Below are 13,582 nucleotides of genomic sequence, written 5' to 3'. Positions count from 1 at the left end.
GGATCGGACCGATCCGTCCTGGGTGGCGGTGAGAGTAACACCGGCTTCCGAGCGGTCGCACGAACGTCTCGAAATGTGGTTCCCGCACGTCAGGTACGGTGACCGGACCCCTCCTCCCGTGGCCTGATCGCCCCTTTTTCCTTCGGAGTTGAGCCCATGAACAGCCAGGATCTGCGCGCCGTGACCTGGACGGCCGCCGCGGACGGCGGCGCGCCGTCCCTGTCGCTGATCGACCAGACGGCCCTTCCGCACGCGCTGGAGCGGCTCGACGTCACGACGGTCGACGCGCTGATCGACGCGATCGTGCGCCTGGTCGTCCGCGGCGCCCCCGCGATTGGCGCGGCGGGCGGCTACGGAGTGGCGCTCGCCATGGCGCAGGGCGGGCGCGAGGGCTGGGACCGCGCCCGCCTGGACGCGGAGATCGCCCGGATCCGCGCGGCCAGGCCCACCGCGGTCAACCTGATGGTGTGCGTGGACCGGGTGGCGGCGCGCGTCGACGAGGGCATCGCCGCCGTGCTCGCGGAGGCGGACGCGGTCGTCCGTGAGGACCTGGCGGCCAACCGCGCCATGGGCGCCCACGGCGCGGACTGGCTGCTCGAACGCGTCGCCCCCGCCTCGGACCGCCCCCTGCGCGTCCTCACCCACTGCAACACCGGCGCCCTCGCCACGGCGGGCTGGGGCACGGCGCTCGGCGTCATCCGGGAGCTGCACGCCAGGGGGCGCCTGGAGAGGGTCTACGCCGACGAGACGCGCCCCCTGCTCCAAGGCGCCCGCCTGACCGCCTGGGAACTCGCCCAGGAGGGCATCGCGCACTACGTCCAGGCGGACGGGGCCGCGGCCGGCACGATCCTGCGGGGCGAGGTCGACGCGGCGATCGTGGGCGCGGACCGTGTCGCCGCCAACGGCGACACCGCCAACAAGGTCGGCACCGTCGCCATCGCCCTGGCGTGCGCGCACGCGGGGATCCCGTTCATGGTGGCGGCGCCCACCACGACGGTGGACCTCGCCACCGCGTCGGGCGACGCCATCCACATCGAACTGCGCGACGGCGACGAGGTGGTGGAGTGGGCCGGTGTCCGCACGGCCCCGGCCGCCTCACGCGGCCACAACCCCGCGTTCGACGTCACCCCGGGCTCCCTGGTGACGGCGCTGGTCACGGAGCGGGGCGTACGGGAGGTCGCGGCGGGGGAGCTGCCGGACGCCTCCCTGCCGGGCGTCGGCCTGGGGTAGCGCCCGCCCTCAGGACGCCCGCCTGGGGTAGCGCCCGCCTTCCGGACGCCCACCTGGGGCAGCGCCCACCTTCCGGGTGCCCGGCTGGGGTAGCGCCCTGCCTCCGGGCGCCGGCCTGGGGTAGCGCCCGCCTTCCGGGCGCCCGGCTGGGGTGGCGCCCGCCTTCCGGGCGCCGGCCTGGGGTAGCGCCCGCCTTCCGGGCGCCGGCCCGGGGTAGCGCCCACTTTCCGGGCGTCGGCCTGAGGTAGCGCCCACTTTCCGGGTGCCCGGCTGGGGTAGCGCCCACCTTCCGGGTGCCCGGCTGGGGTAGCGCCCACCTGCGGTGGCGGCGTCCCGAGCCCCCCGGGCCGGTCGGTGCTCAGCCCCGCGCCGCCGCCAACTCCAGCAGCCACTCCACGACCTCGGCGCGGTGCCGGGCCTCGCGGGGATCCGCTCCCCACACGTAGATCCCGTGCCCGGCCACGACCACGGCCGGCATCCCCGGCGTCAGCGCCGCTTCGAGGCGGTCGCCCAGCTCCGTCATGTCCTGGCTGTTGGCGATCACCGGCAGGGTCACCGAGACCTCGTGCGTCGGATGCCCGAGCCCCTTCAGCATCTCCAGGCCCTCGAAGGGGATTCCCCCGGGTGAGCGCTGCCCCATGACCACCGACGCCACCGTGTGGACGTGCACGACGGCCCCCGCCCCGGTCAGCCGCGCCACGCGCGCGTGCAGGGCCGCCTCGGCGGAGGGCCGGCCCGGGCCGACCGCCGCGCCTTCCCCGTCCGTCACCACCACGTCGGACGGCGTCAGTTCGCCCTTGTCCCGCCCGCTGGCGGTCACCGCGAGGCGCAGCGGATCCCGGGACAGCACGAGGGACAGGTTCCCCGACGTGCCCCGCATCCAGCCGAACGAGGCGAACCGCGCGGCCTCGGCGGCCAGCACGGCACCGGCCTCCTCCAGGTCCCGAGCGGCGGCGGTGGTCTCGGTCATGAACTGCTCCTGGTGGCAAGGGAGATCTCGGAGAAGTCCGCCGTCTGGGGGTGGTCCCCGACCCCGGCGGCGAAGTACGGCTCACCGGCCCTGCGCACCCCGACGGTCCGCCAGCCCGCGGCCCGCGCCGCGTCCAACTCGCCCGGCCGGTCGGAGAGGAAGAGCAGGCGACCGGGGGAGTCGCCGGTATGCGCGGCGATGGCCCGGTAGGAGTCCGGCTGCTGCTTGGGCCCCGCGTTCTCGGTGTCGTACAGCCCGCTGACGAGCCCGAGCAGGTCGCCCTCCGGCGTGTGCGCGAACCACGCCCGCTGCGCGGCCACCGAGCCCGACGAGTAGACGTACAGCCGCAGCCCCTGGGCGTGCCAGCGGCGCAGTACCGGGATGACGTCGGGGTAGAAGTGCGAGACCAGCTCGCCGCGCGCGAAGCCCTCCGCCCACAGGATGCCCTGGAGCGTCTTGAGGGGCGTGGCCTTGCGGTCCTCGTCGATCCACTCGCCGAGGACCTTCTCCACGCGCCCCGCGTCGGCGTCGGGCTCGCCGATCTCGGCGCGCACCTGGGCGACGGCCCGCGCCACCTCGGGCTCCTGGCCCCGCGTGGCGAGCAGCGCCCCGAAGCGCTCGCGCGCGTACGGATACAGGACGTCCACCACGAAACCGGTGGCGCTCGTGGTGCCCTCGATGTCGAGCACCACGGCGTCCACGTCGAACCGCGCGTTCCGCACACTCACGCGGCGGACCCCGCGTATCCCGAGTGGATCTCGTCGAAGTCGGGGAAGCGGTCCGCGATCGGGCTGCCCGTGAAGTTCCCGATCCAGCCGTCCTCCTCGTGGAAGAAGCGGATCGCCGTGAAGGCGGGGGAGGTGCCCATGTCGAACCAGTGCGTGGTGCCGCGCGGCACGCCGAGCAGATCGCCCTTCTCGCAGTAGACGGCGTGCACTTCATCGCTCACGTGGAGGTAGAAGACGCCCGCGCCCGCGACGAAGAAGCGCACCTCGTCATCGTCGTCGTGCGTGTGCTCGGCGAGGAACTTCTTGCGGGCGGCGGCCGCCTTCGCGGGCCACTCGGGAGACGCGTCGGGATGCAGCGCCACCACGTCGACGGTCCTGAAGCCCTCTTCGGCGTTGAGCTTGTCGATCTCCGTGCGGTACGCGGCGAAGACCGTGTCGCTGTCCGCGTCGGCCGGGACGTCCTCGCGCACCGGCCACTGTTCGTAGCGCACGCCTATGGGGGCGAGCGCGGCGGCGATCTCGGCCGGGTCCGAGGTGCGGCGCACCACGGTCTCTGGCCCGGCCTCCGGCCAGGTCGTCAGGAGAGTCATGGATCACTCCGGGGCAGGTCGGACGGGTGTTCCCGGGATCGTAGCTCCCGGCCCCGGCCCGCCACAGGGTGTCCCAGTGCGTGGACGCGTAAGGGGCGGCCTCCATAGAGGCCGCCCCATACATGCTTCTACCGATGAACCGTCAGGCCTTCTTGCCCAGCAGGTCCTCGACCTTGCCCCGCACCTCGTCCGTGGCCAGGCCCCGGATCGTCAGCGTGGTGCGGCGGCGCAGCACGTCGTCCGCCGTCTCGGCCCACTCGTTGTCCCGGGCGTAGACGACCTGCGCCCAGATCTCCGGGGCATCGGGGTGGACGCGCTCGGCCAGCTCAGGGTTCTCGTTCGCCAGGCGGGCGATGTCGAAGGAGAGCGAACCGTAGTGCGTCGCCAGGTGCCGGGCGGTGTCGGCGGCCATGCGCGGGCCGGGGGCCGGGCCGTCCACCAGCAGGCGGTGGGCGACGGCGCGCGGGTTGGCGATGCCGGGCAGCGGCAGCTTCTTCGGCAGCTCGGAGATGGGCTCGTAGTCGTCGCCCAGCGGGTGACCGGGCAGCGACTCCAGCTTCTTCATCACCGTACGGCCGATGTGGCGGAACGTCGTCCACTTGCCGCCCGCGACCGACAGCATGCCGCCGCGGCCCTCGGTGACGACCGTCTCGCGCTTGGCCTTCGACGTGTCGCCGGGACCGCCCGGCAGCACCCGAAGACCCGCGAAGGAGTACGTGATCAGGTCGCGCGACAGCTGCTGGTCGCGGATGGAGAAGGCGGCCTCGTCCAGGATCTGCGCGGTGTCGGACTCCGTCACCTCGACGTCCGCCGGATCGCCCTCGAACTCCTCGTCCGTGGTGCCCAGCAGCAGCATGTCCTCCCAGGGGAGGGCGAAGGTGATGCGGTACTTGTCGATCGGCGTCGCCAGCGCGGCCTTCCAGGGGGAGGTGCGCTTGAGGACCAGGTGCGCGCCCTTGGACAGGCGGATGGAGGGCGCCGCGTCCGGGTTCTCCATCTTGCGCAGGTGGTCGACCCACGGGCCGGTGGCGTTCAGCACGAGGCGCGCGTTGACGCCGAACTCGTCGCCGCTCATGCGGTCCTTCAGCTCCGCGCCCGTGACCCGGCCCTTGGTGAAGCGCAGTCCGGTGACCTCGGCGTGGTTGAGCACGGCGGCGCCGGCCTCGACGGCCGCGCGGACCGTCATCAGGGCCATGCGGGAGTCGTTCATCTGGTCGTCGCCGTAGACCGCGACGGCCTTCAGGTTGTCGGTGCGCAGCTCCGGCACGTCCTGCGCGGCCTTCGACGGCGAGAGCAGGTGGCCGACGCCGTCGCCGAAGGCGGACAGCGCGCTGTACGCGAAGACGCCCGCGCCGAGCTTGGCGGCGCCGTGCGGGCCGCCCTTGTAGACCGGCAGGTAGAAGGTGAGCGGGTTCGCCAGGTGGGGGGCCACCTGGCGGGAGACCGCGCGACGCTCGAAGTGGTTCTCCGCCACCAGCTTCACCGCGCCGGTCTGCAGGTAGCGCAGACCGCCGTGGAGCAGCTTGGAGGAGGCGGAGGAGGTGGCGCCGGCGAAGTCACCGGCGTCCACCAGGGCCACCCGCAGTCCCGACTGCGCGGCATGCCAGGCGGTGGAGATGCCCAGGATCCCGCCGCCGATCACCAGGAGGTCGTACGTCGCCTTGGAAAGCTGCTCCCGGGTCTCGGCGCGGCTCGGGTTGAGGCCGGCAGCCGGATGCGTCCCGAGGGCAGGGACGCTCTGCAGGGTGGTCATTGTCTTACTCCTCGCCACTCTCATCGAGCCAGCCCATCGACCGTTCCACGGCCTTGAGCCAGCTCTTGTACTCACGGTCGCGGGTGCCCGCGTCCATGTTCGGGGTCCATTCGGCGGCCCGCCGCCAGTTGGCGCGCAGCTCGTCGGTCGAGGACCAGAAGCCGACGGCGAGACCGGCGGCGTAGGCGGCACCGAGGCAGGTCGTCTCGGCGACCATCGGGCGCACCACGGGCGCGTCGAGGAAGTCCGAGAGGGTCTGCATCAGCAGGTTGTTGGAGGTCATGCCGCCGTCGACCTTGAGGGCCGCGAGCTCGACGCCGGAGTCCTTCGTCATGGCGTCGGTGATCTCGCGGGTCTGCCAGGCCGTGGCCTCCAGGACGGCGCGCGCGATGTGCGCCTTGGTGACGTACCGGGTCAGGCCGGCGATCACACCGCGGGCGTCGGAGCGCCAGTACGGGGCGAACAGACCGGAGAAGGCCGGCACGAAGTAGGCGCCGCCGTTGTCCTCGACCGACGACGCGAGCGTCTCGATCTCGGCGGCGGAGTTGATCAGGCCCATCTGGTCGCGCATCCACTGCACCAGCGAACCGGTGACCGCGATGGAGCCCTCCAGGGCGTAGACCGGCTTCTGCTCGCCGATCTGGTAGCCGACGGTGGTCAGCAGCCCGGAGTAGGAGTTGATGGCCTTGTCACCGGTGTTCATCAGCATGAAGGTGCCGGTGCCGTACGTGGACTTGGCCTCGCCCTCGGCGAAACAGGTCTGGCCGAACAGGGCCGCCTGCTGGTCGCCGAGCGCGGAGGCGACGGGGATGCCGCCGAGCAGGTCGCCGAGCTGTCCGCCGGTGACCTCGCCGTAGACCTCGGCGGAGGAGCGGATCTCGGGCAGCATCTGCTTCGGGACGCCGATGGACTCGCAGATGCGCTCGTCCCACTCCATCTTGTGGAGGTTCATCAGCATGGTGCGCGAGGCGTTGGTGACGTCGGTGACGTGCTTGCCGCCGTTCACCCCGCCGGTCAGGTTCCAGATGACCCAGGAGTCCATGGTGCCGAAGAGGATGTCGCCCGCCTCGGCGCGCTCGCGCAGGCCCTCGACGTGGTCGAGGAGCCAGCGGGCCTTGGGCCCCGCGAAGTAGGAGGCCAGCGGCAGGCCGGTCTCGCGGCGGAAGCGGTCCTTGCCGACGTTGCGCCCGAGCTCCCGGCAGAGCGCGTCGGTGCGGGTGTCCTGCCAGACGATGGCGTTGTGCACCGGCTCGCCGGTGTTCTTGTCCCACAGCAGCGTGGTCTCGCGCTGGTTGGTGATGCCGATGGCCTTGATGTCGTCCCGGGTGATGCCGGCCTTGGAGACGGCTCCGGCGACGACCTCCTGGACGTTGGTCCAGATCTCGGTGGCGTCGTGCTCGACCCAGCCCGGCTTGGGGAAGATCTGCTCGTGCTCCTTCTGGTCGACCGAGACGATCCGGCCGTCCTTGTCGAAGACGATGCAGCGGCTGGACGTGGTGCCCTGGTCGATGGCCGCGATGAAGGGGCCTGCGGTGTGTGCGTCGGTCACGGTGTGTGCTCCTGAGTTCTCTGCTGACGGCTCGGGCGTCTTAGGCGGTCATCGGTCGCTGTCGCGGATCCACTTGAACGCCTACTTGAAGGCGATGTTGTAGAGACCGCCGGCGATGGCGCCGCCGATCAGCGGACCGACGATCGGAACCCAGGCGTACGACCAGTCCGAGCTGCCCTTGTTCGGCAGCGGGAGCAGGGCGTGCACGATGCGGGGACCGAGGTCACGGACCGGGTTGATGGCGTAGCCCGTGGGGCCGCCGAGCGAGAGGCCGATGCCGACCACGACGAGCGCGGTGATCAGCGCGCCGAGGACGCCGAGGCCGTTGCCGCCGTCGTTCAGGCCCTGCGTGAGGATGGCGAGCACCAGGACGACGGTGGCGATGATCTCCGTGACCACGTTCTGGACGTAGTTGCGGATCTCGGGGCCGGTCGCGAAGACGCCGAGCACCGGGCCGGCCGCGGGGGCGGCCTTCTGGTCCACCATGCCCTCCACGGAGGGCTGCGCCGCGAGGATCTCGGGGTCGGTCAGGTGGGCCTTGAACTGGCCCAGGTAGGTGACCCACACCAGGACGGCACCGATCATGGCGCCGAGCAGCTGCGAGGCCAGGTAGAGCGGGACGTCGCCCCACTTGGTGCCGCCCTCTATCGCGAGGCCGAGCGTGACCGCCGGGTTGAGGTGGGCGCCTGAGACGCCACCCGCGAGATAGGCGGCCGTCAGCACGGCGAAGCCCCACCCGAAGGTGATCGCGAGCCAGCCGGCGTCCTTGGCCTTTGAGCGCTTGAGCGTGACGGCGGCGCACACGCCGCCGCCCAGCAGGATGAGCACGGCGGTACCGATGGTCTCGCCGATGAAGATGTCGGAGCTGGACACCCGCGACTCCTTTGTCCTTCGTCCAGGGGAAGGCGAACCCCGGGTCCCTCCGGTGGTCCGCGACCTCAGGTGAGGTCGTTGCCGGCCCTTGGCCTTGTCACACTCTAACGCGTAATGCCGGTAGGTGTTCGACAATGCCGACCGATGGACGCGAGTCTCGCCCCGGGGTTACTCACCCGTCAAGAGTTCTGTTATTGAAAACACGATCGTTATTGATCGTTTCGCGTTATCGGTGATACCGCAGCTCGGGAGGGGTGGGACGGGGTCCCTAGAAGCGGCCCGCGCCCAGGTCCCGGGAGACGGCGCGCGCGCAGTCCCGGACGGCGGCGATCAGGTCCGGCCGCAGCTCGCCGTCCTTGCAGACGCGCTCCACGGCGCCGGTCACGCCGACCGCGCCGACCGGCATGCGGCGCCGGTCGTGGATCGGGGCGGCGACGGCGGCGATGCCCTCCCAGGTCTCCTCGACGTCGGCCGCGTACCCGCGCGCGCGGGTGAGGTCCAAGATGTCCTCGAAGCCCTCGGGGTCGGTCACGGTGCGCGCGGTGAAGGCCTCGTGCTCGACCTCGACGGCCTCGTTGTGCGCGACCGGGTCGTAGGCGGACAGGACCTTGCCCAGCGCCGTGGAGTGCAGCGGCTGCATGGCGCCGACCTCCAGGACCTGGCGGCTGTCGTCGGGCCGGAAGACGTGGTGGACGATCAGCACGCCCTGCTGGTGCAGGACGCCGAGATGGGCGCTCTCCCCGCTGGAGCGGGCCAGGTCGTCGGTCCACACCAGGGCGCGGGCCCGCAGCTCGTGTACGTCCAGGTAGCTGTTGCCGAGGCGCAGGAGCTCGGCGCCCAGCTGGTAGCGGCCGGACGCGGGGTCCTGCTCGACGAAGCCCTCCGCCTGGAGGGTGCGCAGGATGCCGTGGGCCGTGCCCTTGGCCAGGTCGAGGGCGGAGGCGATCTCCGAGAGACCGAGCCGTCGCTCGCCGCCCGCGAGCAGTCGCAGCATCGCCGCGGCCCTTTCGAGCGACTGGATGTTGCGTGCCATCGCAGCCCCGACCTCCGTACCTCACACCACATATCGACGTTCGACAATGCTGAACACTATCGGTCGTTGTCGACCTCTCGCCAATGCCGGGACAGCACGCGTTGCTCCCCTCTCCCGGGTCAAGTACCTGTTCGAGCCAGGCCCGGGTTCCTGTCCACCGCCGTCCGCCCCGTGGACGTCTTCCCAAAGGGACCTTGGTCCCGGCTACCCTGGCCGGGTGCGCCCGCCCACAGCGGGCGCAAAGCCGACAGCCGTCGCACTCCAGGGAGCTCTTACATGGCCTCGTCGCCAACCCCGTCCGCGCAGTCCACGCCCGTCTCGGCCGAGAGCAAGGTCCGGGCCGAAGCCCTTCGCGAGGCCCTCGCCACCCGTGTGGTCGTGGCCGACGGCGCGATGGGCACGATGCTCCAGGCCCAGGACCCCACCCTCGAGGACTTCCAGCACCTCGAGGGCTGCAACGAGGTCCTGAACATCACCCGCCCCGACATCGTGCGTTCCGTGCACGAGGAGTACTTCGCGGTCGGCGTCGACTGCGTCGAGACCAACACCTTCGGCGCGAACTTCGCCGCCCTGAGCGAGTACGACATCCCCGAGCGGAACTTCGAGCTCTCCGAGGCCGGCGCCCGCATCGCCCGCGAGGTCGCCGACGAGTACACCGCCCGTACGGGACAGCAGCGCTGGGTGCTCGGCTCCATGGGCCCCGGCACCAAGCTGCCCACCCTCGGCCACGCCCCCTACGCCACCCTGCGCGACGCCTACCAGATCAACGCCGAGGGCATGATCGCCGGCGGTGCCGACGCGCTCCTGGTGGAGACGACCCAGGACCTCCTGCAGACCAAGGCCGCGATCCTCGGCGCCCGCCGCGCCCTGGAGGCCACCGGCGCGAACCTCCCGGTGATCTGCTCGGTCACCGTCGAGACCACCGGCACCATGCTGCTCGGCTCGGAGATCGGCGCCGCCCTGACGGCCCTGGAGCCGCTCGGCATCGACATGATCGGCCTGAACTGCGCGACCGGCCCCGCCGAGATGAGCGAGCACCTGCGCTATCTGGCCCGCCACTCGCGCGTCCCGATCTCCTGCATGCCCAACGCGGGCCTGCCCGTCCTCGGCAAGAACGGCGCCCACTACCCGCTGACGGCGCCCGAGCTGGCCGACGCCCAGGAGTCCTTCGTACGCGAGTACGGCCTCTCCCTGGTCGGCGGCTGCTGCGGCACCACCCCCGAGCACCTGCGCCAGGTCGTCGAGCGCGTGCGCGGTGTGCGGGCCCCGGCCCGCGACCCGCACCCCGAGCCGGGCGCCGCGTCCCTCTACCAGACCGTGCCGTTCCGCCAGGACACCGCCTACATGGCGATCGGCGAGCGCACGAACGCCAACGGCTCGAAGAAGTTCCGCGAGGCCATGCTGGAGGGCCGCTGGGACGACTGCGTGGAGATGGCCCGCGACCAGATCCGCGAGGGCGCGCACATGCTCGACCTCTGCGTCGACTACGTCGGCCGGGACGGCGTCAAGGACATGGCGGAGCTGGCCGGCCGCTTCGCCACCGCCTCCACCCTGCCCCTCGTCCTGGACTCCACCGAACTCCCCGTCCTGCAGGCCGGTCTGGAGAAGCTCGGCGGCCGCGCGGTCATCAACTCCGTCAACTACGAGGACGGCGACGGCCCCGAGTCCCGCTTCGCGAAGGTCACCGCCCTCGCCAAGGAGCACGGCGCCGCCCTGATCGCGCTCACCATCGACGAGGAGGGCCAGGCCCGCACCGTCGAGCACAAGGTCGCCGTCGCCGAACGCCTGATCGAGGACCTGACCGGCAACTGGGGCATCCACGAGTCGGACATCCTCGTCGACACCCTGACCTTCACCATCTGCACCGGTCAGGAGGAGTCCCGCAAGGACGGCCTGCACACCATCGAGGCCATCCGCGAACTCAAGCGCCGCCACCCGGACGTGCAGACCACACTCGGCCTGTCCAACATCTCCTTCGGCCTCAACCCCGCCGCCCGCGTCCTGCTCAACTCCGTCTTCCTGGACGAGTGCGTCAAGGCCGGCCTGGACTCCGCGATCGTCCACGCCTCCAAGATCCTGCCCATCGCCCGCTTCGACGACGAGCAGGTCACCACCGCCCTCGACCTCATCTACGACCGCCGCGCCGAGGGGTACGACCCCCTGCAGAAGCTCATGCAGCTCTTCGAGGGCGTCAACATGAAGTCGATGAAGGCGGGCAAGGCCGAGGAACTGCTCGCCCTGCCGCTGGAGGAGCGCCTCAAGCGCCGCATCATCGACGGCGAGAAGAACGGCCTGGAGGCCGACCTCGACGAGGCCCTGACCGACACGCCCGCCCTCGACATCGTCAACAACACCCTCCTGGAGGGCATGAAGGTCGTCGGCGAGCTGTTCGGCTCCGGCCAGATGCAGCTGCCGTTCGTGCTCCAGTCCGCCGAGGTCATGAAGACGGCCGTCGCCTACCTCGAACCGCACATGGAGAAGGTCGAGGGCGACGAGGCGGGCAAGGGCACCATCGTGCTCGCCACCGTCCGCGGCGACGTGCACGACATCGGCAAGAACCTCGTCGACATCATCCTGTCCAACAACGGCTACAACGTCGTCAATCTCGGCATCAAGCAGCCCGTCGGAGCGATCCTGGACGCCGCCGCCGAGCACAAGGCCGACGTCATCGGCATGTCCGGCCTCCTGGTCAAGTCCACCGTGATCATGAAGGAGAACCTGGAGGAGCTGAACCAGCGCGGCATGTCCGCCGACTTCCCGGTGATCCTCGGCGGCGCCGCCCTCACCCGCGCCTACGTCGAACAGGACCTCCACGAGATCTACGAGGGCGAAGTGCGCTACGCCCGCGACGCCTTCGAGGGCCTGCGCCTGATGGACGCCCTCATCGCCGTCAAGCGCGGCGTGCCCGGCGCGTCCCTGCCCGAGCTGAAGCAGCGCCGCGTGCCCACCAAGGCCACCGCGGCCGTCCTGGAGGCGCAGGACGAGGGGCCCGCCCGCTCGGACGTCGCCACCGACAACCCCGTGCCCACCCCGCCGTTCTGGGGCACCCGCGTCATCAAGGGCATCCAGCTCAAGGAGTACGCCTCCTGGCTCGACGAGGGCGCCCTCTTCAAGGGCCAGTGGGGCCTGAAGCAGGCGCGCACCGGCGACGGACCCTCGTACGAGGAACTGGTCGAGACCGAGGGCCGCCCGCGGCTGCGCGGCTGGCTGGACGAGTTGCAGACCCGCAACCTGCTGGAGGCGGCCGTCGTGCACGGCTACTTCCCGTGCGTGTCCAAGGGCGACGACCTGATCATCCTGAACGACGACGGCTCGGAGCGCACCCGCTTCACCTTCCCGCGCCAGCGCCGCGGCCGCCGCCTGTGCCTCGCGGACTTCTTCCGCCCGGAGGAGTCCGGCGAGCGCGATGTCGTCGGCCTGCAGGTGGTCACCGTCGGCTCGAAGATCGGCGAGGCGACGGCCGAGCTGTTCGCCGCCGACTCCTACCGCGACTACCTCGAACTGCACGGCCTGTCCGTGCAGCTGGCCGAGGCCCTCGCCGAGTACTGGCACGCCCGGGTCCGCGCCGAGCTGGGCTTCGGCGGCGAGGACCCCGGCGACGTGGAGGACATGTTCGCCCTGAAGTACCGGGGCGCCCGCTTCTCGCTCGGCTACGGCGCCTGTCCCGACCTGGAGGACCGCGCGAAGATCGCCGAACTCCTGCGGCCGGAGCGGATCGGCGTCCAGCTCTCCGAGGAGTTCCAGCTCCACCCGGAGCAGTCCACGGACGCGATCGTCATCCACCACCCCGAGGCGAAGTATTTCAACGCGCGCTGATCCGGCCCGGTCGTACACTGGTCGGTCCAGCAGAGGCCGGTCGCTTCCTTGCTCCCAGCAGGCGACCGGCCTTGTCGTCCCCCACGGAAGGTGTGGTCGCATGACCAGTACGGTTCCTGCGCTCGGCACTCGAACGGCCGAAGGCTCCGCTCTCCAGGCCGTCCTCCTCGACATGGACGGCACCCTCGTGGACACCGAGGGCTTCTGGTGGGACGCCGAGGTCGAGGTGTTCAAGCGGCTGGGCCACACGCTCGACGAGGCCTGGCGGGACGTCGTCGTCGGCGGCCCCATGACGCGCAGCGCCGGCTTCCTCATCGACTCCACGGGCGCCGACATCTCCCTCGCGGAGCTCACCGTGCTGCTCAACGACGGCTTCGAGGAGCGCATCAGCCGCTCCCTGCCGCTGATGCCGGGCGCCGCGCGGCTGCTGGCCGAGCTGGCCGCCCACGAGGTGCCGACGGCGCTCGTCTCCGCCTCGCACCGGCGCATCATCGACCGCGTCCTGGAGTCGATCGGCGCCCACCACTTCGAACTGACCGTCGCGGGCGACGAGGTGGCCCGCACCAAGCCCCACCCCGACCCCTACCTCCTGGCGGCCGCGGGGCTCGGCGCGGACCCCGCCCGGTGCGCCGTCGTCGAGGACACCGCGACCGGGGTCGCCGCCGCGGAGGCCGCCGGCTGCCGCGTGGTGGCCGTCCCCTCGGTCGCGCCCATCCCCGCGGTGGCGGGGCGCACGGTCGTCTCCTCCCTCGAAGACGTCAACCTTCCTTTCCTGCAAGGGCTCATGACCCTCTGACAGTTCCGTTTCACGCCTGCTGGGGGCTGTGACGTTTCCCACTTCGAGGGGGGTCGACAGCAGGATCGGCATGTGCAGAACCCCCCTGGGGGGTGTCGGAAGGCGTGGCGTTTGGTCCGGGTTTGGTGGGGGCGTGCACGAAACCTTCCGGTGTCGGGTTATCGGTGCGTCCACGCCCGGTTTCGCTGCGTGATGGGGGCACTCCTTCCACCCCCATCCGGCGCTCAACCGGTGCGGACTAATG

The 13,582-nt window shown here is 71.3% G+C and carries 10 protein-coding genes; 3 read left to right on the top strand and 7 right to left on the bottom strand.

Going from position 1 to position 13,582, the window contains the following annotated elements; all coding sequences use genetic code 11:
* The first annotated feature begins 156 nt into the window (after positions 1 to 156).
* Positions 157 to 1,230, top strand: coding sequence for an S-methyl-5-thioribose-1-phosphate isomerase (mtnA, locus tag ABZ385_RS23455; RefSeq protein ID WP_358578971.1), 1,074 nt, complete (start codon positions 157 to 159; stop codon positions 1,228 to 1,230).
* 358 nt (positions 1,231 to 1,588) lie between these two features.
* Here the strand turns inward: mtnA and mtnB are convergent, their stop codons facing one another.
* The 7 genes from mtnB to ABZ385_RS23420 all read right to left on the bottom strand — a co-directional run bounded on the left by mtnB (position 1,589) and on the right by ABZ385_RS23420 (position 8,726).
* Entirely contained in the window at positions 1,589 to 2,200 is a 612-nt protein-coding gene (gene mtnB / locus ABZ385_RS23450; protein WP_358578974.1) for a methylthioribulose 1-phosphate dehydratase, read from the bottom strand.
* The gene (gene mtnC / locus ABZ385_RS23445) at positions 2,197 to 2,928 is read right to left on the bottom strand and encodes an acireductone synthase (RefSeq protein WP_358912973.1); all 732 of its coding nucleotides are present in this window, start codon (positions 2,926 to 2,928) and stop codon (positions 2,197 to 2,199) included. Before mtnC ends, mtnB begins: the two co-directional genes overlap by 4 nt.
* Positions 2,925 to 3,518 (bottom strand): cupin, encoded by a 594-nt coding sequence (locus ABZ385_RS23440; protein WP_358912971.1) that lies wholly within the window; start codon positions 3,516 to 3,518, stop codon positions 2,925 to 2,927. Before ABZ385_RS23440 ends, mtnC begins: the two co-directional genes overlap by 4 nt.
* A gap of 142 nt (positions 3,519 to 3,660) precedes the next feature.
* The gene (locus tag ABZ385_RS23435) at positions 3,661 to 5,271 is read right to left on the bottom strand and encodes a glycerol-3-phosphate dehydrogenase/oxidase (protein WP_358696630.1); all 1,611 of its coding nucleotides are present in this window, start codon (positions 5,269 to 5,271) and stop codon (positions 3,661 to 3,663) included.
* Positions 5,272 to 5,275: 4 nt separating this feature from the next.
* Positions 5,276 to 6,820, bottom strand: coding sequence for a glycerol kinase GlpK (gene glpK, locus ABZ385_RS23430; protein ID WP_358578983.1), 1,545 nt, complete (start codon positions 6,818 to 6,820; stop codon positions 5,276 to 5,278).
* A gap of 81 nt (positions 6,821 to 6,901) precedes the next feature.
* Positions 6,902 to 7,693 carry an MIP/aquaporin family protein gene (locus ABZ385_RS23425; protein ID WP_358696632.1) on the bottom strand — a complete coding sequence of 264 codons (792 nt, stop codon included), beginning with the start codon at positions 7,691 to 7,693 and terminating at the stop codon, positions 6,902 to 6,904.
* A gap of 268 nt (positions 7,694 to 7,961) precedes the next feature.
* Complete coding sequence (locus tag ABZ385_RS23420) at positions 7,962 to 8,726, bottom strand: IclR family transcriptional regulator (protein ID WP_358912969.1); 765 nt, start codon at positions 8,724 to 8,726, stop codon at positions 7,962 to 7,964.
* A gap of 276 nt (positions 8,727 to 9,002) precedes the next feature.
* Between ABZ385_RS23420 and metH the strand changes: the two genes are divergently transcribed.
* Positions 9,003 to 12,542, top strand: a complete 3,540-nt coding sequence (gene metH / locus ABZ385_RS23415) for a methionine synthase (protein WP_358912967.1) — start codon at positions 9,003 to 9,005, stop codon at positions 12,540 to 12,542.
* Between the two features lie 100 nt (positions 12,543 to 12,642).
* Positions 12,643 to 13,338 (top strand): HAD family phosphatase, encoded by a 696-nt coding sequence (locus ABZ385_RS23410; protein WP_358578991.1) that lies wholly within the window; start codon positions 12,643 to 12,645, stop codon positions 13,336 to 13,338.
* Positions 13,339 to 13,582: the final 244 nt, after the last annotated feature.

Source organism: Streptomyces sp. NPDC005898 (assembly GCF_040629635.1).
GTDB lineage: Bacteria > Actinomycetota > Actinomycetes > Streptomycetales > Streptomycetaceae > Streptomyces.
Note: the sequence above shows the minus strand (reverse complement) of the source record. Positions and strands in the feature narration are given on the sequence as shown.